The sequence below is a fragment of the Umezawaea sp. Da 62-37 genome (assembly GCF_032460545.1).
Taxonomy (GTDB): domain Bacteria; phylum Actinomycetota; class Actinomycetes; order Mycobacteriales; family Pseudonocardiaceae; genus Umezawaea.
Genome location: NZ_CP135965.1, coordinates 5,146,300 through 5,171,846 on the forward strand (window position 1 = coordinate 5,146,300; position 25,547 = coordinate 5,171,846).

The following is a 25,547-nucleotide window of genomic DNA, read 5'->3' on the forward strand; positions in this document are numbered from 1 at the left end:
GAACTCAGCGAGATGAGTACGCCCGCGTGCTGTTCCGCGAGCGTGAGACACGAACACAGAAACCACGGCCTGCGAGGCCAGCGTATCGCTTGCGGGGGCTGAAGACTACAGGTCGAACCGACCGAACCGGACGTGGCCGGACAGCCCTGCCGACGCCCCCGCGATGGCTGGTCGAGGCCGGTTCCGCCCCTCCGGGACCGCTCTCCCGAAGATCGACAGACCCCTCCAAACGGATGTGACCGACGTCACATTGCCGTAATGACAACGCCGGGGGTCCGCGACACGTCGATGTACACATCAGGCAAGGGGTTCAGGGGGAACGGAGTGGGCATGGGCAAGGGGTTGGCGGCAGCGGTGGCACTGGCCATCAGCGTGGTCGTCGCGGGATGCGGCACCGGTGGGGACGCCGCGGACCCGACCGCGACGAGCAGTGGGCAGCAGGCGTCCAACGTCGCCGTGAAGGCGCCGATGGCCGTCGGCATGACGCCCGCCAACGGCACCGAGGACGTGAGCCCGGCGGGCCCGTTCAAGGTCGACGTCACCGAGGGCAAGGTCGTCTCCGTCGCGCTCACCAACGAGGAGGGCACGCAGGTCGCGGGGGCGCCCGCCGCCGACGGGACCGGCTGGGTGGCGACCGAGCCGCTCGGCTTCGGCAAGTCGTACACGTGGTCCGGCACCGCGATCGACAACGACGGCAAGGAAGCGCCCATCACCGGCGCGTTCAAGACCGTGACGCCCGCCCGGCAGATCATCGGCAGCCTCAACCTCGGCGACGACCAGACCTACGGCGTCGCGATGCCCGTCGCCGTCCAGTTCACCGCGCCGGTGACCGACAAGGCGAGCGTGCAGAAGGCGCTCAAGGTCGAGACGTCCGTGCCGACCGAGGGCGCGTGGGCCTGGCTGAGCGACACCGAGGTGCACTGGCGGCCGAAGGCCTACTGGACGCCCGGTACGACGGTGAAGGTCTTCGCGAACCTCTACGGGGTCCCGCACGGCGACGGCGCCTACGGCGGCCAGGACGTGAGCGTGCACTTCACCATCGGCCGCGCGCTGGTCGCGACCGCCGACACCCGGACCCACAGGTTCGTCGTCACCAAGGACGGCCAGCAGCTGTTCGACTTCCCCTCCAGCTACGGCCTCGAGTCCGACCCCGGCCGCGTGACCCACAGCGGCATCCACGTGGTCATCTCGAAGTCGGAGGAGGTGTCGATGACGAACATCAAGTACGACTACGAGAACGTGAAGGTCCCGTGGGGAGTGCAGATCTCCTACAACGGCGAGTACGTGCACGGGTACGAGGGCTCGCGGTGGGCGCAGGGCAGCGAGAACGTGTCGCACGGCTGCGCGAACCTGGCCCCGGAGAACGCGAAGCTGTACTTCGACGAGGTCATCCCCGGTGACCCGGTGAACGTGACCGGCTCCAGCGTCGCGCTCTCCGAGGAGGACCGCACCTACTACGACTGGGCGCTCGACTGGAACGCCTGGCTGGCGAAGTCCGCGGTCTAGCACCGGAACCGGGTGGTCGGCGGGGGGCCGACCACCCGGCGCGGGTCACGACCCGCTGAGCCGCGGCGGCTCCGGGATCTCGATGCCCGACTCGCCCACGTTGCGCAGCAACGACTTCTCCCACTCGCCAGAGCTGATCATCTTCCTGATCGCGGCGTTCACGTCCGCCAGGCCCCCGGTGTCGGACTTCGCCAGGCCCACGCCGTACTCCTCGGTGCTGAACGTCTTGCCCACCAGCTTGAGCAGCTCCGGGTTCTCCGCGGCGAAGCCCGCCAGGATCACCTCGTCGGTGGTGACCGCGTCGACGTTGCCCGCGAGCAGCGCGGTCACGCAGTCCGAGTACTGGCCGTACTCCACCAGGTTCACGCCCTGCGCGAAGTCGCTCTCGACCTTCTGCGCCGACGTGGAACCGGTGACCGAGCACAGGTTCTTGCCGTTCAGCCCCTCAGGGCCGGTGATGTCCTGGTCGGTGAAGCGGACCAGGATGCCCTGGCCGGTCCGGAAGTACGGACCCGCGAAGGCGACCTGCTCCTTGCGCTTGTCGGTGATCGAGTAGGTGGCCACGACGAAGTCGACCTCGCCGGAGGTGATCAGCTTCTCGCGGTCGGCGGAGCGGGCCTCCTTCCACGTGATGTTCTTCTCGTCCACGTCGAGCTCGGTCGCGATGTACTTCGCCACGTCCACGTCGAACCCGACGACCTTGCCGTCGATGCGGCGCTGGGCGAGTCCCGGCTGGTCGAAGCGGATCCCGACGGTCAGCGAGCCGCGATCGGCGCTGCCCTCGATCGTGTCCTGGTCCGCGCCGCCGCACGCGGCGAGCAGGGCCAGCGAGACGGTCAGCGAGACGGCCACGGACGGTGTTCGACGCAGGGGGGTGCGCAAGGGGGAACCTTCCGATCATCGAAGCCTTGTGGGCGCGGCGGTGCCCCCGGGCGGCTGCGGGAGGGGTCGCCATCGACCCGCCCTCGGGGGTTCGCCGACTCCGATGTTACGTACGCAATCGGTTTCATCTATGCGACGCACGTCGCACCAGCCCATTTCGCTAGGCCGTTCGGGCGACTTCACCCTGTGACTTCGATCAAATCCCTATGGCAGCAGGGCCCGACGGGGGTATGCGGACCACCCGATCCGACGGACCGCCCGGTTCACGTGCCCGGTCGGCACCCGCCACCGCACCAGCCCCGGCACGAGCAGCGCGGCACCGCGCAGCGTCCGCAGCATCGCCGTCGCCACCGCAGGCGGGTAGGGCCGGTGGCCGTAGACCCCGATGGCCCAGTCCGGCAGCACCGAGTACGCCAGGTGGCCCAGCACGCGCTCGTAGACCCCGAGCCCCCAGCGCAGCGCGCCGCGCACCGGCGGCCGGTGCAGGAACCGGTAGACCACGTCCGCGTCGGCCGACCCGCGCAACCCCGGCCGCGCCTCCCGCAGGTACGCGGCCATCTCCGCCACCGACCCCGGCACCTCGTCGGCGTGCAGCCCGACCAGGGTGGCGGGCTGCCGCTGCTCGTCGAGGTAGCGGTCGGCCTGCGCGTCGGTGAGCCGGTACCCGGCCCGGCGCACCACGGTCAGGAACGAGTGGACCTCGGCGCAGTGCACCCAGCGCAGCAGCTCCGGGTCGTCGATCCGGAACGACGCCCCGCTCTCCGGGTCCGTGCCGCGCAACGACCGGTGCACCGCGCGCACCTTCGACGCCGCGGCCTCGACCTCCTCGGCCGTGCCGTAGGTGGAGACGCCCACGAACGTCGCCGTCCGCGACAGCCTGCCCAGCGGGTCGCGCTGGAAGTTCGAGTTCTGCACCACCCCGGCGGCGGCGCGCGGGTGCAGGGCCTGGAGGTAGAGGCTGGCGATGCCTGCCACCCACATCGCGGGATCGGCGTGCAGCTGCCAGGTCACCGAGTTGGGCGTCGCCACGATTTCATGGTGTCACAGACGTGCGCCGCCGCGCCGCGACATGATGTGCGCATGGATCTCGATGAGGCGCGGGAGTTCATCCGCGGCCACCACCGCGCGGTACTCGCGGCCACCCGTTCCGACGGCAGCCCCCAGATGTCACCGGTGCTCGTCGCCGTCGACAAGCGGGGTGACCTGCTGCTCAGCACCCGCGAGACGGCGTACAAGGTGCGGCAGCTCCGCAACGACCCCCGCGTCTGGCTGTGCGTGCTGCCCGACCAGTTCTTCGGCCAGTGGATCCAGATCGAGGGCACCGCGGAGGTCGTGTCGCTGCCCGAGGCGATGGACGGCCTCGTCGAGTACTACCGGCTGGTGTCCGGCGAGCACCCGGACTGGGACGAGTACCGGGCGGCGATGGAGGGCGAGCGGCGCGTCCTGCTGCGCGTGACCCCGCACCGCGCGGGCCCGGACCGGAGCGGCTGACGATGCTGCCCTCCAGGCTCCTGCTGGTGCTCGCGCTCGCGATCCACCTGCTCTACGCCGCACTCCCGCTGCCGCTGCTACCGACCGAGAAGTCGAACATGCTCATCCCCGCCGTGCTGGCCGTGGCCCCGCTGTTCGGGCTCGCGTGGTTCGGCGCGCGTCACCGGTACCGGCCGCAGCACTGGGCCGCGGTGTCGCTGTGCGCGGCGGTGGTCCAGTCGTTCGGCGTGATGGTCGCGATCATCGTCCTCCTGCGGCCCACCGAACTCCACCCCGCGCTGAACCTGCTGATCTACCTCCTCCTGTGGCTCCCTCCCAGCGTGTGCGCCTGGCTCGCGTGCAAGGCCCTGGCCGCCGCGCCGCCCGCCGTCATCGGTGGCACGCGGCACCACATCGGCTTCCCGATCCGAGCGGTGCAGAAGTCGTTGTGGAGCAACGACTCCGTCGTCGTGACGGACGAGGCGGTGGAGATCTGGCTGGCCGAAGGCGGGAGTGAGACGAGGGGCCGGGGTCCTTGGAGGACCGTGCCGCTCAACGAGATCACCGGCGTCGGGATTCGCGCGGCGGTGCCGAACGAGGAACCGTGGGCGGTACCGCGAGACCGACCCGGCCAGTCGGTTCCCGCGGGCGACGTGGTCGTGGTGCGGACCGCCGCCGAGGACCGGGTGCTGCCGATCGGGCACAGTCGGCGGTTCGTCGAACTGCTCCGCGCGCGCACGGGCCGGGCACTGCCGTCGCAGGTCGAGCAGGCCCGCGTCGTGCTCGGCACCCACGTGCCCGAGGTGCTGCCCGCACCGGATCCGATCGGCCCGAAGGTCTACGCGACCCGCGGACCGGACGAGCCGCTGCCGACCGGACCGGGACTCACCACCCGGTGGCTGATCGCCGTGCCGCTGGCGCTGGCGGGTGTCGCGGGACTCCCGCTGGCCCTGCTGCTGACCACTTCGGCGCCGGTGAGCTTCCTGGCGTGGATCGGTGTGGCCGTCGTGGTCTGGCTGTGCAACCTGCGGGTGCCGCGGGTGTGGGGCCGGGTGGCGTTCGTACCGGTGCCGATGACCCTGTTCTGGTTGGCGGGCAACAAGCACTGGCTCCTCGCACTGGCGCTCGTCCTGTGCCCGGTGCTCGGACGGCTCGCGGGCGCGGTGTTCACGAAGTGGCGCGGCACCGACCTGGGCGCCAGCGCGGTCGAGGTGCCGTTCCACTCGAAGAACGGCGAACGGCTGTTCGTCCAGCGCGACACCGCGGTGCTGCACATGTCGGGCGGCCAGGAGGTGCTTCCCTACACGGTGTCCCTGGCCGATGTGGAACTCGCGCAGACGGGTGTGCACTCGGGCGGGGAAAAAACGTCGTGGTGGCATTCGCCGGGCGGTGTCGTCACTCCGATCTGGAGGACGCCGGTATTGCGCGTGGTGGCCGGGCGCCAGCAGTGGCTGGTGACGCTCGTCGAGGCCCGGCTGGCCGCGGAGCTGATCAGGGCGCGTGCGGCCACGGCGGCTCCCGCCCCGGCGGACGCACTCGACCTCGCGGAGTGGTACCGCCTGCGGACATGGGGGAGCGCCAAGGGGCGGAACAAACTCCTGCGCGTCTTCCTGGGCAGGCACGGCATCGGCGGGCGGCTGGTCCTCGCGGCCTGGATGGGCAGTTTCGCCTTCATGCTCCTGCCCTTTCCAGGGGCGCGCGTCCCAGGGCTGGTGACCGCGGTGCTCGCGTTGGCGGCACTGGCCGATTGGGCGCGCATCCGACCGGGTCTGCGGCGGGCCGAACGCCACCCGCTGCCGCCGGACAGCCCGGACTGGGGCGAGACCCGTCCGGATCACGCCCCGGTCCTCGGCTACCAGCCCTGGGCGTAGCTACCTCTTCGGCGGGTCGGGCAGGTCGAGGTCGCCGACCATCCGCGGCGGGTTCGCGGAGGTCTTGACCTCGTAGTCGTCATCGCGTGGATCGTTGACGTTGTTCGGCCCGCCGTCGCTGTAGATGTGCCCGGCCTTCTCGGAACTCCATCCCGGCCCGTAGGGGTTCCCCTCGACGTTCGCCCGGATCAGGGTGCCGTCCGGGGTCGTGAACGCGTGCCCCTGGGTGTTCGAGCCCGCGGTGTACTCCTGGCGGCTGGTGTCCCAGGAGCCCTCGGTGACCGACGAGCCGTTGGTCGACGTGTCGGACAGCCCCTGGTGGCGGTTCGACATCCCGCCCAGCGCTCCGCCGACAGACCCTGAAACGCCGCCCGAGAGGGCCGCGTTGCCGAGGTCCTCCCAGCTGTTCTTGCCGTGGGCCAAGTTGGTCAGGATGTTGCCGCCCGCTCCCGCGATCGCGCCCTCGACCGCGCCGCGACCGGCGGCCTGGACGAAGCTGCTCGTCGTCGTGCCGAGCTTCGTCCCGACGCCGCCGACCAGTCCGCCCGCGACACCCGCGGCCACACCGGCGATGCCCGCGTCGACGGTCTTGTCGACGTCCCAGCTCTTGCGGTCGGAGAACGCGAACTGCCCGGCCTGGATCAAGACGTCCATGCCCACGTTGATGGCCACGTTCACCACGATCTGCTTGATCAACTGGGTGATCAGGATCCTGACGAAGCTCTGGGTGGCGACCTGGGCGATCGGGATGCCCGCCGTGCTCGCGCCGAAGGTGGCCACGGCCGACGCGATCATCGCGGCGATCTGCGCCGCCAGCACGATGAGCGCGCCGATGATGCTGAGCTTCGTGTATTCGATGTTCAGCGCGGCGTCGTCGCAGCCCGACGCCAGGTCGGTGCAGAGCTGCTGGAGGTTGACGAGGTAGGCGTCACCCTCGACGAACTGCTTCCAGTACTGGTCGAACGCCTCCGAGGTCGCGCCGGTCATGCAGCCGAGCACGGCCGCGGAGGCGCCGTTGCCCTCCTGGGCGACCTCGCCGACCGCGGTGCCCGCGGCCGTCCACGCCTCGCTCAGCCTGCGCAGCGCGGTCTCGTCGCCCTCGGGCCAGTCGGCGCCGACCACGATCGGGACCAGCCACTCGACCGCTCCGGGAATCTCGATGCCCATGGTCGTCCCCTCAGCCCTGTGCGCCGAACGACCGCGCGTTGCCCTGGTCGGACCGCTCCCAGGTCGTGGCGGTGTCGTCCAGCTCGGTCCGGATGTTCTGGATGGCGCCCGCGATGCCGGGGAACGACTCGCGCGCGGTGTCCGCGGCGGGCGTGTAGCCCTCGGCGAACTTCTGGCCCACCTCGTCGGTGCCCCAGCAGGTGCCCTCGGCGTCCATGACCGAGCGCAGCGCCTCCCACGTGTCGGCGAGCTTGTCGCCGGTGGAGGAGAACTTCGGCGAGGCCGAGCGCAGGGCGGTCGGGTCCACCTCGAAACCGGTCACCAGTCGTTCCTCTCCATCAGCGAGTCACGGGGCTCGTCGTCGTCCGGCCGCTTCGGCTGGGTGACCGGCGCGACGGGCGGCGTGGGCACCAGGTCCTTCAGCGACGGCGCGCCGGGGAACAGGTCGGGCAGGTCCGGCACGTTCTGCTGGAACGGCGCCATGGCGGCGTCGGCCTGCCTGCGGGCGTCGGCGGCGGCCCGCTGGATGACCTCCACGACGGACTTGGCCAGCTTCTCCGGTGTGCTGCGCTCGAAGGACGCGGGTGCGAACCGCACGTCCGTCACGATGCCCGCCGCGTTGACGACCACGTGCACGAGCCCGTCCTGCGACGTCGCGGTGCCGGTCTTCGACACGGCCTCGGCCTGGGCGTCGCGCAGAGCCGACGTCTGGCGTTCGAGGTTGGCCAGCATCGAGTCGACCTGGGTGCGCAGAGCCGCGTTGCGGGCCTCGAGCGCCGCTCGCTGGGCGGGATCGTTCATGGAAACCTCTCATCACGGTGTCGGGCGGGCATTCGTCCGATTGTCACGCACAGGCCATCCCGCCACACTCCGATTGGCCCAATCGGTAACGCCTCCACCGCCGGCGACGATTCCACGCGGCGCCTCGGGCGTGGAATCGGTGAGCGGGTGCATCTGGGATGATCTTTGGCAGACGCAGGGTCCTCGCCATCGCGGGGACCGTGCTGATCGGCGGGTCGATGATCGGAGCCCTCGTGCTCTCGGGCGGCCCCTCGCCGGTCGACGTCCGCCAGGTCCAGGGCAGTTTCGGGCCCGAGCCGATGCTGAGCGCCACGTTCACCACGGGGGTCTGGGGTGTGGGGCCCACCACGACCACCGTGCCGCCACCGCCCGCGCCGCCGCCCGTGGAGACGACCGAGGCGCGGACCGCGGATCCGGAACCGACCGTCCGGCCCGTCCCGCCTCGGCCGACCGTGCGGTTGCCGCCGTGGTTGGAGGACCTCGGCGGGTGCGACGACGATTACGAGACCGACGGCGTGTGCGTGCCGTGGTTGTTCCCGCTGCTGGTGGACGAGTGCGATTGGTTGAGGTCGCACGGGTCGCGGCGGATCGAGGTCCGCGGGGAGGACCGGCATGAGCTGGACTTCAACGGCGACGGGTTCGCTTGCGGGTTCGGGGACCGCTAGACCCGCGCGGGCAGCCACTGAGAGGGCGTAGCCCCGACGGGAATCGGAAGTCCCCCGCCCAGGGGACCCCCGATTTCCACGTTACCGCAGGGGTACGACAGTTTTCGCCGCGTCACCCTTGATGATCTTGTGCCAGGCGGTCGATGGCGGTGCCGACGCGGTCCGCCAGCAGGCCGACGGCGCCGACGGCGCGGCTCATCGGGTCGTCGGACGAGCCGCCAAGCGCTTGCGCGCGCCGGTAGCCCGCCTTCACCTCGTCCCACCGCTCCGCCTGTTCGGGGGTGAGCGTGCCGCGCAGCTCGCCGAGCTTCAGCAGGTTCGCCTCCGCGCCGGACGTGAGGGTCTGCGCCTCGCCGACGTAGTGGTCGTCGATCACGGAGGCCAGTTCGTCGTCGTTCATCACCGGCACGATCCGCTCGGCCAGCTTGTTCATGTTGCGGTAGGAGCCCTGGAGGCGGAACGGCGGTTCGGTGCGGGACGCGTCGGCCTGGGCGGCGGAGGCGATGTAGGCCTGGTTGTTGGCCAGCACGACCTCCTGCGCGCGGATCAGCTTGCGCAGGACCGAGAGCACCTGGTCGAGTTCGACCGACGAGTACGGGTGGGTCAGCTGGTCGGGGCGGACGCTGTCGTCGCCGCGAGCCAGTCGCACCAGCAGTTCCACGTCCTTCCTGTCCCTTGTGGACAGTTGGGCCAGTACCGGGTTCGAGGTGAGCGCGTTCTCGACGTAGCTGAGCGCGAACAGGTCTTCGCGGCCGGACAGGACGTCGCCGAGGTTCCACACGTCGGCGCGGTTGGCGAGCATGTCGGGGATGCGGAACCGCTGACCCGACTCGGTGTACGGGTTGCCCGCCATGCAGACCGCGAAGCGCTTGCCGCGCAGGTCGTAGGTGCGGGTGCCGCCGTTCCACACGCCTTCCATCCGCCGTTGCGCGTCGCACAGCGAGATGAACTTCTGCAGCAGCTCGGGCGAGGTGTGCTGGATGTCGTCCAGGTACAGCAGCACGTTGTTGCCCATCTCCAGCGCGAACGAGATCTTCTCGATCTCCTGCCGCGCGGTCGCGTTGGGCGCTTCGTCCGGGTCGACGGAGGTGACGTCGTGGCCGAGTGAGGGGCCGTTGACCTTGACGAAGATCAGGCCGAGGCGGTTGGCGACGTACTCCATGAGCGTCGTCTTGCCGTAGCCGGGCGGGGAGATGAGCAGCAGCAGGCCCATCTGGTCGGTGCGCTTGGCGTCGCCCGCCGCACCGAGCTGCTTGGCGAGGTTGTCGCCGATCAGCGGCAGGTAGACCTCGTCCAGCAGGCGGTTGCGGACGAACGCGCTCATCACCTTCGGCTGGAACTCCTCCAGCCGGAGCTGCTTCTTCCTGCGCGCCACCAGTTCGTTGCGCTGCCGCAGGTAGGCGCGGAACGCGGGCACGCGCTCGAGCCTGAACGCCCTGGTCCTGGTCAGCAGCTCGTCGACCCGGAACTCGAGCCTCCGGTCCGCGATCCGCGGGTGGGTGCCCAGCAGGCCGTCCACGACGCCGGTCAGCTCGGCCGACGACTCGTAGCGCGACAGGTCGGGGCACAGTTCCAGCGCGACCGCCTCCGGCAGGTCGGGTGAGGTCTCGCCGACGTCGGCGAGGAACACGCCCAGCCACGCCTCGACGAGTTGGCGGCGGGCGGGGAGGTCGACCGAGCGGAGGTCCTCGTCGAACTCGTGGCGGCTGCCCAGCGCGCGGTGGAAGCCCTCCAGCAGCGACCGCGCGGCGGCGCTGGTCGCGAAGCCCTGCTGGCCGGTGGCCAGCTCCTCGAACAGGTACTCGCCCGCCAGGGAGTCGCCGATGGCGGCGCCCATCTCGTCGGCCAGCGCGTCGATCGCGGGCGAACGGCCGAAAACCGCGCGGGCGCGGGCCAACGAGGTGGCGCGGCGGGTCCAGGCGGTCTTCAGGTCGTCGTCCGCCTCGAACGCCCAGAACAGCTGGGCGGCGGCACGGGCCGTCGGCGGGTAGCGCAGCACGCCCGCGCCCGCGTGCAGGCGGAGCAGCACTTCGAGGACGCGCGCGGCGTCGTGGTCGTGCACGCCCCGCTCGTACCCCTCGTCGTAGCGGGACTCCGCGGCGCGCCGGACGACGTCGAGCAGGTCGGTCTCGTGCAGCACCACCGGGTCGTCGTACCCGGCGAGGACGGCCGCGGCCAGGTGCTCGGCACGGTAGACCTCGGCGGACTCGGACACCAGCAGCTGGTCCCAGAACGGCTTGGTGGCGGCGAAGTCCGGGTCGGTGACGGGTTCGCGGAAGTCGGTTCCGGTGATGGCGAACGACATCGCGCCGTCCTGCGGCACCAGCGTGAGGTCCACGGCCTGGGTGTTCACCGCGAAACGGTGCCTGCCCAGCCTGATGGTCTCGCCGCCGTCGGTGAACAGGTCCAGCCGGTCGCGCAACGACCGCCCGGCCTCCTGCCGAGCCGCGAGGAGCCTGCCCTCCAGCTCCTCGGCGCGCACCTGGTCGCCGAGCCCCCGCAGGTCGGCGACCACGCTGCGGAGCTTCGCGACCATCGGGTCGGAGACGAAGTAGGTGTTCACGTCGTCCAGCGACGCGAGGGTGGCGACCCGGCGGGTGACGCCGGCCAGGATGCGGTCGGCCGACTCCACCAGCCGGTCCGACCGGCGGGCGCGCTCGTCCAGCAGGGCCTGCTTGCGCGACGAGAACGCCTCGTAGACGTCGGTGCGCTTGGCGCCCAGCTCCGCCAAGAAGTCGTCGAAGTCGCTGAACCGCGACTCCAGGTTCTCCAGTTGCAGCAGCAGCCTGCCGAGCTGCTCGTCGCAGCGCTGCGGCGAGTCCGCCACGGCCAGCGCGCCGGTGATGGACTGGCCGAGCAGCGCGAACTCGGCGGCGAACTCCGCGCGGCCCTCGGTGTCCAGCAGCGCCCTGCGACGACCGTCCACGGTGGCCCGTGCCCGGTTGATGCCGCCGAGCACCTCGCCGATGCGCTCCAGGATGCCGGTGCGCACGGTGGCGTCGGCGATGTCCAGCGAGCCGACGACCTCGGTGAGGACCTCCAACCCCTGCGACTGCTCGGCCAGCCGCTCCACCACGGGTTTCGCCTCGGCGACGGTCGCGATGGCGTCGGCCTTGCCGATCAGCTCCTCGACCTCGGTGTGGTAGCCCGCGAAGGCGTCCTCCCGCCGGAGGTGCGCGACGGCCCGCTGCGCGGACGTGCCCAGCTCGGCGGCGAGGTCGGCGACCAGCACGTCGATCCGCGCGAGGTCGACGTACCGCAGTTCCCGCAGCGTGACGAGCCTGCCCTGGGCCTTGCGGAGGTCGGCGAGCCTGCGCACCCACGCGTCGGCCGACGTCGGCGTCTCGCCGCGCTGCTGGCGGACCAGCGACGCGATCTGCGCGCCCGCCTCCTCCAGCGCCGCGGCGGCCTGGTCGGTGAGCGCCTGCACGGTCTCGAACTCGTCGAGCACCTGCTCGGCCGTCGCCCGGACCTGCGACAACGGCGTGCGCAGGTCGTGCAGGTCGGCCTCGCCGAGCCAGTGGTAGTGGTCGAACGCCCGCGCGCACGCCGCGATCAGGCCTTCGAACACCGGCGTGGACGGCGCCATCTCGCCGACCATCCGGGAGATCGACAGGCAGTCGGAGATGCCGCGCACCAGATCGGCGTTGCCGACGCGGTCCAGCGGTCCGGTGCCGATCGGCTGGGCGGCGGCGTAGGTGTCCGACAGGTACGGCGTCTGCCACACCTGCATCGGGTGCACCCGCGTCGGCTCCTCGGAGGCGGCGCGGAACACGACCAGCGTGCCGTCGTCGAACAGCGAGTAGCCGTGGCACGGGATCGGTGTCGCGACTTCCTTGCGGATCACGTTGTACGGCAGCAGGAGCGAGCGGCCCTCGCTGCGGGCGTGGAAGACGTAGAGCACGTCCTCGCCGTTGGTCGAGCGGATCACCCGCTCGAACTCCAGCTCCTCCACCTCGGTGTCGAAGGTCTTGCTGACCCCGGTCTCCAGGTAGAAGCCGCCGGGGAAGATCAGCCCCTGGTCCTCGGGCAGCCGCTGGCACGCCTGGCCGATGCCGTCGAGCCGCACGACGCTCTTGGTGCGGGTGTTGAAGACCAGGTGCCGCCACGTCTTCTCGTTGTACGGCAGGATCCGCAGCAGGATCAGCGACCCGACCCGCGCGTACCGCACGTCCGCGTCGGCGAGGCTCTGCAACGGCTCGTCGACCGGCTCGCGGTAGACGCCCTCGCCAGTCTCGGTGTTGTTCTCCACCTTGACGGTGAGGTCGCCGCCGACGGTCTCGACGAACACCTCGTCCTCGATGGAGATGTGCGGGTGCCTGCCCAGCACGTGGTTCTCGCGGACCGCCGTGGTCCACTCGAAGTCGTGCGACGGCGGGAAGACGTGGTCGCGCTCGCCCCGGTTGTCCACGTAGGACACCGAGCCGTCCGGCGCGACCTGCCAGCGCAGCACCCGGATGTCCTCGGTGCGGGCGCCGGTCTGGAAGATCGCCAGCACCTTGCTCTCCACGCGGCGCAGCTGGAGCAGTCGGGTCTCGCGGTAGTACCGGTAGAGCTCGGCGAAGTCGCGCAGGAACTGCGGGTCCCGCAGCAGGCCGGGCAGCGCGTCCGGTCCCGCGTCCTCGAAGCGGAACGCGTCGCCGTCGCGGGTGAACCGGTGCAGCGAGAACACGTCGTCCACCGCGGTCTCCGGCTTGAGGCCGATGAACACGTTGTACCCGAACAGCATCAGGCCACCGACCTGGATGCAATCCCTCGGCACGCAGTTGTTCGCGGTCCGGATGCGTTCGGTGCCGATGAGCTGCAACTCCGCGCCGCCGAACACGGTGAGGCGTTCGGCGTTCAGCTGCTCGGCCCGGCCGGCGAGCGCGGCCGCCTGCTCGGCGAGCCGCGCCCGCAGCACCTCGTAGGTGCCCGCGTCGAGTTGGGTCGGTTCGTGCGTGGCGGTCACCACCGCGTCACTTCGCCGCGAGGGCGGCGACCGGTCGCTCGGCGAGGCCGAGCTCCTTCGCGGCGTCCAGCAACTCCGTGAGCTTGCCGGAATCCGGGCCACCGGAGGAGATCATCCGCATCAGCAGCGCGGAGACGGTCAGGTTCTGCACGTCCTTGGTGCCGAACGAGCCGAGCACCCTGGTGATGTCCTGGGTGAAGTCCGAGGAGCCGTTGAGCCACGAGGCCCCGAGGCTCTGCGCGGTGTCGGAGTGCTCCACGAACCCGTCGACGCTCTTGCCCATCGTGATCGCGCCGACCACCCGGTCGAAGAACATGCTCTCGCCGCCGACGATGTCGATGTCCGCGTGCTCCAGGCCCGCCGCCAGCACGGACGCCTGCGACACGGCGAGCTGGCGCTGCACGTCGAGACCCGCGAGGCGGATCTCCTTCTCGGCCTCCAACCGAAGCCGGTACTCCTCGTGGCCACGGGTCGCGTCGTCCAGCGCGTTCATCGCGGAAGCCTTCTCGGACAGGCCCTCCGCCTCGCCCTTGAGCTTCTCGCGGATCGCGGCGGCGGCGACCATCGCCTTCTCCCGCTCGACCACGGCCTCGGCCATGCCGACCTTCTCCGTGCCCTCGGCTTGGGCGAGCTGCTTCTCGCGGGACACGACCGCCTCGGCCAGACCGACCTTCTGGGAGCCCTCGGCCTGCGCGAGCTGCTTCTCCCGCGCCACCACGGCTTCCGCCCGGCCGACCTTCTCGATCGCCTCCGCGTCCCGTTCGCGGACCTGCACCTGCGCCAGGCCCTCGGCGGCCGCGGCGGCCTGCGTGCCCTCGGCGAGGCGGATCTTCGCGCGGGTGTCCAGCTCGGCGGTCTGCTGGCGGGCCTCGGCGAGCGTGAGCTCCTCGCGCGCCTTGTGCTTCGCGGTCTGCTCGGCGGCCTCCGCGGCCTTGATGTCCTTGACCAGGCCTTCCTGCGCCTCGGCCTCGGCGTGGATCACCGTCGTCTGGCGGAAGCGCTCGGCCTCCTCGACCGACCGGAGGCGCTTGATGCTCTCCTCCTGCTCGGCCACGGTCTTCTCGACCGCGATGCGCTCCCGGATGACCTCGGCGATGTCGCGCTTCTCGCCTTCCAGCTCCTTGTCCTTGGAGATGCTGGCGAGCTGCGTCTCCCGCTCGCGGCCGATGACCTCCAGCTGGCGGTCCTTCTCGATCCGCTCGGTCTCGATCGCGATCACGCGCTCGCGGTTCTTCTCCGCCACGGCGATCTCGCGGAACTTGTTCTGGTCCTGGATCCCCAGCTGCTCCTCGGCCCGCATCTGCGCGCTGCTGGCCTTGAACATCTCCTCGGCCTGCACCTTCGCGGTCTCCGCCTCCTCACGGGCCCGCATGGTGTGGATCTCGCGCTTCTGCTTGGTCTCCGCGTCCGCCTGCCTGCGCTCCAGTTCGAGGATGGCCTCCCGCGCGTCGACGTTCTGGCGGGTGATCTCCTTCTCCTCGCTGCGCTGGAACTCGTTGGTGCGCACGTGCTCGATCGCGGTCAGCTCGGTGATCTTGCGGATGCCCTGCGCGTCCAGGATGTTCGCCGGGTCGAGCTGCGACATCGGCGTCTGCTCGAGGAAGTCGATCGCCGCGTCCTCGAGGCTGTACCCGTTGAGGTCGGTGCCGATGACGCGGATGATCTGGTCGCGGAACTCGTCGCGCTTGGTGTAGAGGTCGACGAAGTCGAGCTGCTTGCCGACGGTCTTGAGCGCCTCGGAGAACTTGGCGTTGAACAGCTCCTGGAGCGTGTGCTCGTCGCTGGCGCGGGCGGTGCCGATCGCCTGGGCGACCTTGATGACGTCCTCGACGGTCTTGTTCACCCGCACGAAGAACGTGATCCGGATGTCGGCGCGGATGTTGTCCTGGCAGATCAGGCCCTCGTTGCCCGCGCGCTTGATCTCGATCGTCTTCACCGAGATGTCCATGATCTCGGCCCGGTGCAGCACCGGGAGGACGACGGCGCCGGTGAAGGTCACGTCCACCTTGCGCACCTTGGACACGATCAGCGCCTTGCCCTGTTCGATCTTGCGGAACAGGCGGCTGACCATGAACAGGAACACGAGCACGACGAACACGACAACGGCGATGAGGATGCCGAGCCCGGTGGTGATGACGCCCATCTGTGGACCCCTTGCGTTCAGTGGTTCGGGCCGAGCACGGAGTCCACCGGGACGACCCAGAAGAACTCCCCCTCGACGTCGTAGTCGAAGATCAGGGCGGTGCTGCCGGCGGTCAGGACGTCCTGACCCGCTTGGCGCACCTGGACAAGAGCTGAGGACCCGTCGACCGCGGTCACCTCGGCCTGCCCGAAGTCGTGCGTGACGGTGCCGGTGCGCACGACGCACGGCCTGCCGATGAAGTCGTTGCGCGACGCCTGCGGGGCGTTCGGGAACAGCTTGCGCAGCGGCCACGCCAGCAGGCGGGTCGCGAACACCCCGACGACCAGCGCCAGCAGCAGCACGACCAGCCCGAGCACGATCGTGAGCGGGGACGACAGGTCGAACCCGTTTAGCAGCACGGAGCCCCCGAGGCAGGCGAACCAGGAGAAGGCGGTCAGCAACGACAGCACGACGGTCACGGGCACGCCGTCGACGCCGAGGCCCGCGAGCACGCCCTCGAAACCGCCGACCTCCGCCCCGTCGCCGTCGAGGACGCCCACCACGGCCAGCAGCCAGTAGAGGACGACGACGAGGAGGAGCACGCTGAGGAACACCGTCGGATAACCGAACGCCGTTCCGGTGAACTCCCCCAACACCCCTCCGCACGCCGAGTCGTCTTGATTGGACTCTAACCGCCTGACCACGCTTTTCGCGGCGTTTTCGCGGAACTGCGGATCGCGACCGGCCGATCACGGAGCGCGGATAGCATGGTCGGATGGCCAAGCAGATCCCGGTGGTCGTCGTCGCGGGCTTCCTCGGCTCCGGCAAGACGACGTTGCTCAACCACCTGCTCACCACCGCGGGCGGCACCAGGATCGGCGTGCTCGTCAACGACTTCGGCAGCGTGAACGTCGACGCCATGGCCGTCGCGGGACAGGTCGACTCCACCATCTCGCTGAGCAACGGCTGCCTGTGCTGCGCCGTGGACGTGTCCGAACTGGACGACATGCTCGCCCGCCTCGCCAAGCCCGCGGCGGGCATCGACGTGATCGTCATCGAGGCCAGCGGTCTCGCCGAACCCGAGACCATGGTCAAGATGGTGCTGGCCACCGGGAACCAGCGGCTCGGCTACGGCGGTCTGGTGCTGGTGGTCGACGCCGCCGAGTTCACCACCACCAGCACCCGCCACCCCGAGCTGCTCAAGCACCTGCGCCTCGCCGACCTGGTCGTCCTCAACAAGTCCGACCGCGCCGAGGACCTCCCCGCCCTCCGCCGCGAGGTGGAACGGCACACCCCCGGCACACCCGTGGTCGAGGCGGACCACGCCCGCGTCGACCCCGCCCTGCTGTTCGACCCCCGGCCGCGCGAGCGGAAGTTCGGCCAGCTGTCCTTCGAGGACCTGGCGGAACCGCACGACGACCACGTGCACGCGCTCTACACCAGCGTCGAGTTCACCACCGGCGTTCCGGTGCACCCGCGGCGGTTCATGGACTTCCTGGACGACCGCCCCGCGGGCCTGTACCGGATGAAGGGCAGCGTCCACTTCGGAGCGCGGGGCCACCACCAGCGCTACACCCTGCACACCGTGGGCGACTACCTCCGGTTCGAGCCGACCACGGGCGGGTCGACGACCCGGCTCGTCATGATCGGCACCGACCTGGACGCCGAGTCCATCACCACCCGCCTGGAGGCCTGCACCACCGACACCCCCGCGGACCCCCGGACGATGCTCGACGTCCTGCGCTACCTGCGCGCCTGAGTTCCTAGTTGCCCTGGGAGACGGCGGAACCGACGTAGGTGCCGGGGTGCGTCGCGCCGTCCTGCAGGACGACCTTGCCGAGCGTCCACTCGAACGCCTGCGTGTCGGTCGTGTTCGGCGGCGTCACCAGCAACGACGCGACCTCCCAGCCGGACGCGTCGGTCGTCGGCAGGTACGTCAGGTAGCTGGTCGCCGCCGTTCCGGGCGCCAGCGGTACGTCCACCACCGCGTCATCGGTGCGCCCCAGGTCCCACGGCAGCCCGTCCTTGCCGCCCAGCCGCACACCGGGGAAGCCGCGCAGCACGCAGTCGGTCGTCCCGGAGTTCATCATCGTCAACGCGATCCTCGACTGCGTCTTGTCCGACGGCAGCGGCTCCCCGATCGACACGGTCACCTTCTGGCAGTTCTCCGCCGCGCCCGTGCCGCTGGAACCGCTCGTCCCGGCGGTCGACCCTCCCGACTTCCCGGTGAGCGCATCCGCACCGCTGCTGGGCGCCGCAGACGTGGTGTCGGGCCCGTGCGTCTGGCCGGCAGCACCCGAACCACCCGTGCCGCAGGCGGACACAGCGGCGACGGCCGCCACGGCCACGATCGCGGCGGAACCCCTGAGAACCATGTTGTCGCGCATAGCGCCTCCCTTTGACAATTGCTGCGAACGTAGTGGTCAAAGGATGTCCAAGACCCCCATCAGGATGCGTCAAAGTGATGTGGAACACATCGCACAACCTCTTCAGGTGCAATTCGTCCGCTGGACGTTTACGCAGCTCACAGCCGTTCACGTGCTTAAGCAAATCATTCACGCGTCTCGAATGACCAGGGAAGCGCATCGATTTACCCGCGATCGGAAACGAATAAACCAAAAAAGACCGACGCACACCCACCCGCGCCACCGGATCGCCTCCGGCACACGGCATCCACAGCTCCCGCCGCCCCGACCGCCACCCCACCGCGCGGAGCCCCCGACACCCGCGCGGCGAAGTCGACCACCCCGTACCACCCGACCACCCGAGTCGGTACGCTGTACGTGAGGGCTGCTAGCTCAATTGGCAGAGCAGGAGACTTTTAATCTCTTGGTTCAGGGTTCGAGTCCCTGGCGGCCCACCACATTCCCCGTTCACCGGGCCTCCGCGCACGCAATCGCGCGGCGAGCGGTTTCCATTCGAGGTCCGCCGCACCCGAAGCCGTGGCCCCGCCGAACCGGGCGTGCCGCCGGGTGATCACCGGACCGGGTGACGTGGCTGGCTCGGCGCACCGCCGGGCGCTACTGATGGCCCATGCACCTCGCCGCGGCCCTCGCGCTCAGCGCAGTCCTCGCCACACCCGTCCACGCCTCCGGTCCGCTGACGGTCTACGACATCGCGCAGGCGCCCGTCGGGTCGGAGGCGGCCGTGCTGTCGTGGGAGACGCACGGCGGCGGCACGTTCGTGCTGCTGCACACCGAGGGCCTGCTGCCGAACCGCGCGTACGGCGCCCACGCCCACACGAAGCCGTGCGGCCTCAACGCCGCCGACTCCGGCCCGCACTTCCAGCACGTGCCCGGCGGCGCGACCGACCCCGCCTTCGCCAACCCGGACAACGAGATCTGGCTCGACTTCACCACGAACGCCAAGGGCTCCGGCCTCGCCATCACGCAGGTCGACTGGACCTTCACCGACCGCCGCGCCGCCTCCGTCGTCATCCACGCCGAGCACACGCACACCGGCTCCGGCACCGCGGGCACAGCCGGCGCCCGACTGGCGTGCCTGTCGGTGCCGTTCTGAGCACGGGTGGGCTCGCCTAGCGGTACTGGCTCGCGATCACGAGCTGCCGATGCCGTTCGCAAGCCTGCACGGTGTCCGGCGGCAGCGTGTACAGGACCTCGCCCAGCTCCACGTACAGGACCTCGGGGTTGCTGTTGTGCGGTCCCCAACCGGTTCGCCCCCTCACCAGGAGGTAGCTGCCGGGCACGGGGTTGCTGTGGGCGAACCAGGCGTCCTGCTGGTACCCGGTCGCCACCAGCACGACAACCGCCTTGGTACCGCGCTGGGCCCGCTGGTAGACGTGGGCGACCCGCACGATGGCCGTCCCCGGCGTCCTCCGGCACATCTCGTGGATCTCGTACCAGCGGTAGTGCAACTCCTGGTCGCGTTGAGGCGACGACGACCGCTTGCTGCTCAGCAGGACGATCACCGCCACGACCACGAACAGCAGCATGATCACCACGAAGCACCCCCTGGTCGGCCGCGGGGCCGACCGGCCGGGCCCGCGGACGTGAGTTCAACCGGGGTTGGGCGTCGGTGTCACCGCATCGTTGCGGAAAAGGCCCGACCAAGATCGGCCCCGCACCTCCCGCGCACGGGCGCGTGACGCCCGCCTCGCCGATCCGGTGCACGACCACTCCGCCGTCGGGTGACAATGGTCGGGATGTCCACCGCACTCCAGACCACCCAGTCCTTGCGGATCGGCCCCTTCGAGGTCGATCCGCCGGTCGTGCTCGCGCCCATGGCGGGGATCACGAACGTGGCGTTCCGCAGGTTGTGCAGGCAGTACGGCGCGGGGCTGTACGTGTGCGAGATGGTGACGGCGCGCGCGCTGGTCGAGCGCGACGCGACGACCCTGCGCATGATCACGTTCGACCGCGACGAGCACCCGAGGTCGATGCAGCTCTACGGCGTCGATCCGGTGACCATGGGTCAAGCCGTCAGGATGATCGTCGACGAGAACCTCGCCGATCACATCGACATGAACTTCGGCTGCCCGGTCCCGAAGGTCACCCGCAAGGGCGGTGGGGCGGCGCTGCCGTACAAGCGGCGGCTGTTCGGCGAGATCGTGAAAGCCGCGGTCACGGCGGCCGAGCCTGCGGGCATCCCGGTGACGGTGAAGTTCCGGATCGGGATCAACGACGAGCACCTCACGTACCTGGACGCGGGTCGGATCGCGGAGGCGGAGGGGGCGAAGTCGGTCGCGCTGCACGCGCGGACGGCGGCCCAGCGGTACTCCGGGCAGGCGGACTGGTCGGCGATCGCGCGCCTCAAGGAGGCGGTGACCGGGATTCCCGTGCTCGGCAACGGCGACGTCTTCAGCGCCCAGGACGCCCTGCGGATGGTCGACGAGACCGGTTGCGACGGCGTGGTCGTGGGGCGCGGGTGCCTGGGGCGGCCGTGGCTGTTCCGGGACCTGCAGGCGGCGTTCGCCGGGCTGCCGATCCCCGAGGGGCCGAGCCTCGGCGAGGTCTCCGCGATCCTGCGCACGCACGCCGAGCTGCTGACCGAGCACTACGGCGAGGACAAGGGCGTGCGCGATCTGCGCAAGCACATGGCCTGGTACCTGCGGGGCTTCCCGGTGGGCGGTGACCTGCGGCGGAGCTTCGCGATGGTCGGCACGCTCACCGAACTCGACGACCTGATCGGCCAGCTCGACCACGACGCGCCGTACCCCGCCGAGGCGGAGGGCCCCCGCGGCCGCCAGGGCTCGCCGGGGAAGGTGGTCCTGCCCGAGGGGTGGCTCGACGACCCCGAGGACGCCACCGTGCCGATGGGGGCCGAAGTGATGCACTCGGGTGGGTGACGGCGGCCGTTCGGCACGCGCACTGGCCGTGGCCGGGGCGCTGCTGCTGGGCGGCTGCGGCTCGCAGGTGGCGGGCACGGCCCGGCCGCTTCGGATCACCGAAGTCGAGCGCGGGCAGGTCCAGGCCTACTTCACCGACCTGAACGACGCGGGCGGCAAGGGCAACCCCGAGCAGCGGAGGCTGCTCCAGGACACCCAGCACCCGGACTTCCGCAAGCAGGCGTGCGAGCTGCGCGAGGGCACGTTGCGGATGGAGCCGACGATGTCCACGCTCCGGCTGGCCCCGAAGTGGGAACCGCCTGGTGAGCGGGTGCACCCGCGCGGGGTCGTCTACGTCGTCGCGGCCACCGTGACGCTGCTGGAGGACAACGCGGTGCTGGGTGTGCAGGTCGGTTCCCTGCACGTCGTGGTGATCGACGGCAAGGCCTTCGGGTTCGCCCCGTGCGTCGGCGGCTGAGGGCTTCCGAACCGGTTCGCGGCGCTTCCGCACGACAGCGCACGCAGAACCGAGTTGATCACTGAACGTCACCAGTTCGGAGCAGTCGGCAGTCAACCAGACGGGGGAAATAACGCGTCCACGCGTCCCGCCGGCTCAAGCGCCGCCTCTGAAGGGACGACACCAGGCAAGTAGGGAGGTGAGCGCGATGACCGCACTGCGACCCGAAGTCGCCGAGTCAGACCCGAGCAGGAAGCCCGACGAACACCCGCTCGCGGCAGACGCCCCCACCCCCGAGAGCACCGGGCTCGTCCAGGTCCACGAGTCGATCGCCACGCTGCTGGCGTCCCGCGGCCAGTGGCGCCAGGCCTACCAGCACCTGCGTTCGGCCCTCGACGCCGTGTACGCCGACCAGGACGAGCAGCCCAGGGTTCCCGAGCAGCTCCGCAGGGAGGTCGACCGGCTCCGCCGGGAGCATGCCGAGGCGCGCGAGCAGAGCCTGCGCGACAGCCTGACCGACAGCTACAACCGCCGGTACCTCGACCAGCGGCTGCTGGCGATCCTCGCCGAGCGCGGCACCTCGCGGCACGGCCTGGCGATAGCCCTGATGGACCTGGACTGGTTCAAGCAGGTCAACGACACCTTCGGCCACCTGCTGGGCGACCGCGTGCTGCAACGGGTCGTGGAGCTGCTCCAGACGAACCTGCCCGCGGACGCCTTCTGCGCCCGGTACGGGGGCGAGGAGTTCGTGCTCGTGCTGCCGAACGAGACCCCGTCCACGGCCGTGGCCATCGTCGAGGCGGCCCGCGAACGTGTCGAGTGTCACGACTGGTCGTGCGTGGCGCCGGGGCTGCGGGTCACGGTCAGCGGTGGCATGGCCTACGAGCCCCCTGTCGAGGCCGTCCCGTCACGCCCCCCGGTCAGCGCTGAGCAGCAGTTGCTCCGCGCGGACAGCCTCCTCTACACGGCCAAGCAGTCGGGTCGGAACGCCGTCGCGTACCGCGAGAACGGGCGGGTGAAGCTCGCCGGGCCCGCTTCGGGCCGTCGCGCGATCGCGGATTCGCGGGTTCTCGGTTACTACTGACGAACTCGTTTCACCTGGTTGTTCACCCATTCGGACCTTCAGGACTGCTCGCAACCGACTACTTGTCCCACCGGTATCACCGGGAGTGGTCGTCAGGAGTCGCTGTCATCCGTACTATCGAGCGCACTGACACGCCGGTGGTGCAACCAATGTGTCCTTGATGTCGTCAACTCGTGATGACGAACCTGTAGTGGACTTACCTGAAGGGAGACCGGGTGCCCGACGAGCCCCGCCGTGGCGGCCCCGAGTCCCGAGGTCCCGAGGAACCGGACGAAGAGCAGCCCCAAGGCCGACGACGCCGTGCCGAAGGCGGCGGTGGTCTGAGCGTGTCCGACCTGGTGGAGCGGCACAGCCGCACCAACCTCCCCCGGCCGGTTCCCCCTGCTCAGACGCCTCCTCCCGCGACCGGGCGCCGCGCGGCCCCCCCGCCTCCTCCGGTCCGCCAGCCCCCGCCCGCCAGGCCGACCGGCGCGCCGCCGATCGAGACCGCGGGCCGTCGCGCCGCCGCTCCGCCGCCGCCCGCCGGGCGCCGGGCCGCTCCCCCCGTGGAGCCCACCGGCCGTCGGGCCGCCCCGGAGACCACCGGTCGCCGCGCCGCACCGCCCGTCGAGCCCACCGGGCACCGGGCGGCACCGCCGATCGAGACGACGGGTCGTCGCGCGGCACCCGAGCCGCCCGTCGGCGAGCCGACCGGCCGTCGCGCCGCACCCGAACCACCGTTCGGCGAACCCACCGGCCGCAGGGCCGCTCCCGAACCACCGATCGTCGAACCCACCGGCCGCCGCGCCGCGCCCGAACCACCGCTCGGTGAGCCGACCGGCCGCCGCGCCGCACCCGAACCCCTTGTCGGCGAGCCCACCGGCCGCAGGGCCGCGCCCGAACCACCCGCCGAGCCGACGGGTCGCCGGGCCGCGCCCGAACCGCCGTTCGGCGAACCCACCGGCCGACGGTCGGCCCCGCCCGTCGAGCAGACCGGGCGCCGGGTCGCCCCCGAGCAGCCGAGCGGTCAGCGGCCCGTCCCCCCGCGTCCCCCGATGCCGCCCCGCGGCGAGGACACCGGCAGGCGGGCAGCGCCACCCGTGCCGCCCGTCGGCCACCCCGGCGAGCACACCGGCACGCGTCCGCGTCCGGCCGTCGCGCCGCCTGTGCCGCCCGCTGACGGCACGGGCCGCCGTGCCCGCCCGGTTCCGCCGGCCCCGGCCCCCATGCCGCCCCGCGGGGACGTGAGCGGCCCTCGGCCCATGCCTCCGCGCGGGGACTCCAGCGGTCCGCGCCCGATCACGTCCCGGCTCGACGCCGGCGGCCCCCGTGCGATGCCGCCCGGCGCGCCGATGCCCGACTCGCCCCGGCAGGTGCCCGACCCGAGCGGGTCGCGTCCCATGCCCGGCGCGGACCCCAGCGGGTCCCGCCGCGTCCCGATGGCGCCCGGCACCGACCCCAGCGGGTCGCGCCGCGTCCCCGTGCCCGGTCAGGTCCCGGACGAGGCCGTCCCGGAACCCCCCCGCGGGCCCGAGCGCCGCGAGGAGATCGACCCGGCGAGCCTCACCACGGAGATGGAGGCCATCGGCGACGACGTCAAGAAGCGCCGCGAGGTCGACCACACGCTGGCCCGGTTCTCCGCGGTGCACGACGAACTCGCCGAGCAGGAGCGCAAGCGCAAGGAGCGCAAGCAGAAGCTCATGCCGTGGAAGGTCGAGGAGGACGAGGACGCGACCGAGTACGCGGCCCCCGTCATCCTGGCCCCCGACGGCGAGCTGATCTCCGCGCCCACGCCAGGCCGCTCGCCGAAGCACAGCAAGATCGTGCGGCTGCTCAAGATCGTGTCGTTCACCTCGGCCGTGCTGATCTTCGTGACCACCGGTCTCGGCTGGGGCGCGATGCTCTGGGTGGACAGCAAGTTCACCGAGATCGACGCGCTCGGCACGAACACCGCCGCCGTCCACGAGGCCGAGAAGCAGTTGGGCGACGAGAACTTCCTGATCGTCGGCTCCGACACCCGCGCGGGCGCCAAGCCGTCCGACGGCGTCGGCGAGGCCGACAAGGAGCAGGGAGCCCGGTCGGACGTGCTGATGCTGGCGCACGTCCCGGCGGACCGGAAGCGCGTCGTCGTGGTGTCGCTGCCCCGCGACGTGCAGATCTCCCGTCCCGCCTGCGAGGGCTGGGACTCCGACACCGGGGAGTACGACGGCGAGCCGATCCCCGCCGAGAAGGGCGTGCTGGCGAACACCGCCTACGCGCTCGGCGGCCCGAAGTGCGTGACCTCGATGATGAGCGAGATCACCCACCTCAACATCAACCACTTCGTCAGCATCGACTTCAACGGGTTCAAGGGCATGGTCGACGCGGTCGGCAGCGTGAACGTCTGCGTGCCCAGACCGATGGTCGACGCCGAGCTGGGCGTGCTGTTCGACAAGCCCGGCAAGTACGACATCTCCGGTGACCAGGCGCTGAACTACGTGCGCGCCAGGAAGGTCTCCGGCGAGGACTTCGGCGACTACGACCGGATCACCCGCCAGCAGAAGTTCCTGTCCTCGTTGCTGCGCAAGGTGCTGTCCAACGAGACGCTGCTGAACCCCGGCAAGCTCAACGGGTTCATCAACGCCTTCGCGGCGTCGACGCAGGGCCAGAACGTCGGCGTCGACCAGCTCCTCACCCTCGGCCAGTCCCTGCAGGGCCTGGAAGCGGGCCGGGTCAGCTTCGTGACGATGCCGCACCGCACCGACGAGGGTCCGACCACGAGCAACGACGACAACTCCGAACTGCTGGTGCAGGACGAGGCCGACTCGCTGTTCAGGGCCGTCATCGAGGGCACGCCGCTGCCGGGCGAGACCCCGGACGCCGCCGCGAGCACCGCGTCCACGACGTCCGCGCCCCCGGCCGAGCCGGGCAAGGGAACCGTCGTCGACCCGAAGACGATCAACATCCAGGTACTCAACGGCGACCCCGACAACGGTGGCGCGGCGAACAGGCTCAAGAGCTCGCTGACCGACGTCGGCTTCACCGTCGTGAACGTCGGCGACAGCCCCCCGGTCGACAAGACCACCATCAAGTACGGCGCGGGCGGCGAGAACGCGGCGGCGACGCTCGCGGCGGCCGTGCCCGGCGCGGTCCTCCAGGTGGACGCCAGCATGGGCAGCGCCGTGGCCCTCGTCATCGGCCCGGACTTCGACGAGCAGGTCGTCGCCCCGAAACCGGGCGGCGACGCGGGCAAGGCCGCGGCTCCCGATGTGTCCATTGTGAACGGTGGCGCGGACCTCTGCAAATGACGTCCGCCGGTCTGAAGTCCG

The 25,547-nt window shown here is 70.8% G+C and carries 20 protein-coding genes and 1 tRNA gene; 11 read left to right on the forward strand and 10 right to left on the reverse strand.

Annotated elements, in window-relative coordinates; translation table 11 throughout:
• Positions 1 to 330: 330 nt before the first annotated feature.
• Positions 331 to 1,506 carry a L,D-transpeptidase gene (locus RM788_RS23410; RefSeq protein WP_315933904.1) on the forward strand — a complete coding sequence of 392 codons (1,176 nt, stop codon included), beginning with the start codon at positions 331 to 333 and terminating at the stop codon, positions 1,504 to 1,506.
• A 45-nt stretch (positions 1,507 to 1,551) separates the two neighbouring features.
• On the opposite strand, the gene RM788_RS23415 is transcribed toward RM788_RS23410, so the two are convergent.
• Together RM788_RS23415 and RM788_RS23420 are read right to left on the reverse strand one after the other, a co-directional pair.
• Complete coding sequence (locus RM788_RS23415; protein ID WP_315933905.1) at positions 1,552 to 2,388, reverse strand: glutamate ABC transporter substrate-binding protein; 837 nt, start codon at positions 2,386 to 2,388, stop codon at positions 1,552 to 1,554.
• Positions 2,389 to 2,592: 204 nt separating this feature from the next.
• Complete coding sequence (locus tag RM788_RS23420) at positions 2,593 to 3,417, reverse strand: oxygenase MpaB family protein (protein WP_315933906.1); 825 nt, start codon at positions 3,415 to 3,417, stop codon at positions 2,593 to 2,595.
• A 51-nt stretch (positions 3,418 to 3,468) separates the two neighbouring features.
• Here RM788_RS23420 and RM788_RS23425 point away from each other — a divergent pair, with 51 nt between their 5' ends.
• Both RM788_RS23425 and RM788_RS23430 read left to right on the forward strand, forming a co-directional pair.
• Positions 3,469 to 3,879 (forward strand): PPOX class F420-dependent oxidoreductase, encoded by a 411-nt coding sequence (locus RM788_RS23425; RefSeq protein WP_315933907.1) that lies wholly within the window; start codon positions 3,469 to 3,471, stop codon positions 3,877 to 3,879.
• A gap of 2 nt (positions 3,880 to 3,881) precedes the next feature.
• The gene (locus RM788_RS23430; protein ID WP_315933908.1) at positions 3,882 to 5,729 is read left to right on the forward strand and encodes a hypothetical protein; all 1,848 of its coding nucleotides are present in this window, start codon (positions 3,882 to 3,884) and stop codon (positions 5,727 to 5,729) included.
• Here the strand turns inward: RM788_RS23430 and RM788_RS23435 are convergent, their stop codons facing one another.
• Genes RM788_RS23435 through RM788_RS23445 form a run of 3 tightly spaced genes read right to left on the reverse strand, consistent with a single transcriptional unit; the run spans position 5,730 to position 7,697 of the window.
• Complete coding sequence (locus RM788_RS23435) at positions 5,730 to 6,896, reverse strand: WXG100-like domain-containing protein (protein WP_315933909.1); 1,167 nt, start codon at positions 6,894 to 6,896, stop codon at positions 5,730 to 5,732.
• 10 nt (positions 6,897 to 6,906) lie between these two features.
• On the reverse strand, positions 6,907 to 7,218 hold the full coding sequence (locus RM788_RS23440) for a WXG100 family type VII secretion target (RefSeq protein ID WP_315933910.1): 312 nt from the start codon (positions 7,216 to 7,218) through the stop codon (positions 6,907 to 6,909).
• Positions 7,215 to 7,697 (reverse strand): YbaB/EbfC family nucleoid-associated protein, encoded by a 483-nt coding sequence (locus RM788_RS23445; RefSeq protein WP_315933911.1) that lies wholly within the window; start codon positions 7,695 to 7,697, stop codon positions 7,215 to 7,217. The genes RM788_RS23440 and RM788_RS23445 overlap by 4 nt, the downstream gene beginning before the upstream one ends.
• A 158-nt stretch (positions 7,698 to 7,855) precedes the next feature.
• Between RM788_RS23445 and RM788_RS23450 the strand changes: the two genes are divergently transcribed.
• Positions 7,856 to 8,362 carry a hypothetical protein gene (locus RM788_RS23450; protein WP_315933912.1) on the forward strand — a complete coding sequence of 169 codons (507 nt, stop codon included), beginning with the start codon at positions 7,856 to 7,858 and terminating at the stop codon, positions 8,360 to 8,362.
• Positions 8,363 to 8,474: 112 nt separating this feature from the next.
• On the opposite strand, the gene RM788_RS23455 is transcribed toward RM788_RS23450, so the two are convergent.
• From RM788_RS23455 to RM788_RS23465, 3 genes are read right to left on the reverse strand one after another with little or no spacing between them, the layout of a single operon-like run.
• The gene (locus RM788_RS23455; RefSeq protein ID WP_315933913.1) at positions 8,475 to 13,313 is read right to left on the reverse strand and encodes a DNA repair ATPase; all 4,839 of its coding nucleotides are present in this window, start codon (positions 13,311 to 13,313) and stop codon (positions 8,475 to 8,477) included.
• Positions 13,314 to 13,320: 7 nt separating this feature from the next.
• On the reverse strand, positions 13,321 to 15,456 hold the full coding sequence (locus RM788_RS23460; protein WP_315933914.1) for a flotillin family protein: 2,136 nt from the start codon (positions 15,454 to 15,456) through the stop codon (positions 13,321 to 13,323).
• A 17-nt stretch (positions 15,457 to 15,473) separates the two neighbouring features.
• The gene (locus RM788_RS23465) at positions 15,474 to 16,088 is read right to left on the reverse strand and encodes a hypothetical protein (protein WP_315933915.1); all 615 of its coding nucleotides are present in this window, start codon (positions 16,086 to 16,088) and stop codon (positions 15,474 to 15,476) included.
• 122 nt (positions 16,089 to 16,210) lie between these two features.
• On the opposite strand from RM788_RS23465, the gene RM788_RS23470 reads away from it, so the two are divergent.
• The gene (locus tag RM788_RS23470) at positions 16,211 to 17,194 is read left to right on the forward strand and encodes a CobW family GTP-binding protein (protein ID WP_315933916.1); all 984 of its coding nucleotides are present in this window, start codon (positions 16,211 to 16,213) and stop codon (positions 17,192 to 17,194) included.
• Positions 17,195 to 17,198: 4 nt separating this feature from the next.
• Here RM788_RS23470 and RM788_RS23475 read toward each other — a convergent pair whose 3' ends face one another.
• A complete protein-coding gene (locus tag RM788_RS23475; RefSeq protein WP_315933917.1) occupies positions 17,199 to 17,822 on the reverse strand; it encodes a DUF4232 domain-containing protein in 624 nt (207 codons plus the stop codon).
• A 400-nt stretch (positions 17,823 to 18,222) separates the two neighbouring features.
• On the opposite strand from RM788_RS23475, the gene RM788_RS23480 reads away from it, so the two are divergent.
• Positions 18,223 to 18,298, forward strand: a tRNA-Lys gene (locus RM788_RS23480).
• Between the two features lie 170 nt (positions 18,299 to 18,468).
• Entirely contained in the window at positions 18,469 to 18,954 is a 486-nt protein-coding gene (locus RM788_RS23485) for a superoxide dismutase (RefSeq protein WP_315933918.1), read from the forward strand.
• Between the two features lie 16 nt (positions 18,955 to 18,970).
• Here the strand turns inward: RM788_RS23485 and RM788_RS23490 are convergent, their stop codons facing one another.
• The gene (locus RM788_RS23490) at positions 18,971 to 19,396 is read right to left on the reverse strand and encodes a hypothetical protein (RefSeq protein WP_315933919.1); all 426 of its coding nucleotides are present in this window, start codon (positions 19,394 to 19,396) and stop codon (positions 18,971 to 18,973) included.
• Positions 19,397 to 19,588: 192 nt separating this feature from the next.
• Between RM788_RS23490 and dusB the strand changes: the two genes are divergently transcribed.
• From dusB to RM788_RS23510, 4 genes are all read left to right on the forward strand, one after another.
• Positions 19,589 to 20,740 (forward strand): tRNA dihydrouridine synthase DusB, encoded by a 1,152-nt coding sequence (gene dusB, locus RM788_RS23495; protein WP_315934720.1) that lies wholly within the window; start codon positions 19,589 to 19,591, stop codon positions 20,738 to 20,740.
• Positions 20,733 to 21,197, forward strand: coding sequence for a hypothetical protein (locus tag RM788_RS23500; protein ID WP_315933920.1), 465 nt, complete (start codon positions 20,733 to 20,735; stop codon positions 21,195 to 21,197). Before dusB ends, RM788_RS23500 begins: the two co-directional genes overlap by 8 nt.
• A 187-nt stretch (positions 21,198 to 21,384) precedes the next feature.
• Complete coding sequence (locus tag RM788_RS23505; RefSeq protein ID WP_315933921.1) at positions 21,385 to 22,260, forward strand: GGDEF domain-containing protein; 876 nt, start codon at positions 21,385 to 21,387, stop codon at positions 22,258 to 22,260.
• A gap of 215 nt (positions 22,261 to 22,475) precedes the next feature.
• On the forward strand, positions 22,476 to 25,526 hold the full coding sequence (locus RM788_RS23510; RefSeq protein ID WP_315933922.1) for an LCP family glycopolymer transferase: 3,051 nt from the start codon (positions 22,476 to 22,478) through the stop codon (positions 25,524 to 25,526).
• The last annotated feature ends 21 nt before the right edge of the window (positions 25,527 to 25,547 follow it).

Excerpts from the sequence above, each read along its gene's own strand:
- RM788_RS23410 (WP_315933904.1), top strand. The coding sequence starts at position 331 with ATGGGCAAGGGGTTGGCGGCAGCGGTGGCACTGGCCATCAGCGTGGTC.
- RM788_RS23425 (WP_315933907.1), top strand. The coding sequence starts at position 3,469 with ATGGATCTCGATGAGGCGCGGGAGTTCATCCGCGGCCACCACCGCGCG.
- RM788_RS23430 (WP_315933908.1), top strand. The coding sequence starts at position 3,882 with ATGCTGCCCTCCAGGCTCCTGCTGGTGCTCGCGCTCGCGATCCACCTG.
- RM788_RS23435 (WP_315933909.1), bottom strand. The coding sequence starts at position 6,896 with ATGGGCATCGAGATTCCCGGAGCGGTCGAGTGGCTGGTCCCGATCGTG.
- RM788_RS23445 (WP_315933911.1), bottom strand. The coding sequence starts at position 7,697 with ATGAACGATCCCGCCCAGCGAGCGGCGCTCGAGGCCCGCAACGCGGCT.
- RM788_RS23450 (WP_315933912.1), top strand. The coding sequence starts at position 7,856 with ATGATCTTTGGCAGACGCAGGGTCCTCGCCATCGCGGGGACCGTGCTG.
- RM788_RS23460 (WP_315933914.1), bottom strand. The coding sequence starts at position 15,456 with ATGGGCGTCATCACCACCGGGCTCGGCATCCTCATCGCCGTTGTCGTG.
- RM788_RS23470 (WP_315933916.1), top strand. The coding sequence starts at position 16,211 with ATGGCCAAGCAGATCCCGGTGGTCGTCGTCGCGGGCTTCCTCGGCTCC.
- RM788_RS23475 (WP_315933917.1), bottom strand. The coding sequence starts at position 17,822 with ATGCGCGACAACATGGTTCTCAGGGGTTCCGCCGCGATCGTGGCCGTG.
- RM788_RS23485 (WP_315933918.1), top strand. The coding sequence starts at position 18,469 with ATGCACCTCGCCGCGGCCCTCGCGCTCAGCGCAGTCCTCGCCACACCC.
- dusB (WP_315934720.1), top strand. The coding sequence starts at position 19,589 with ATGGTCGGGATGTCCACCGCACTCCAGACCACCCAGTCCTTGCGGATC.
- RM788_RS23505 (WP_315933921.1), top strand. The coding sequence starts at position 21,385 with ATGACCGCACTGCGACCCGAAGTCGCCGAGTCAGACCCGAGCAGGAAG.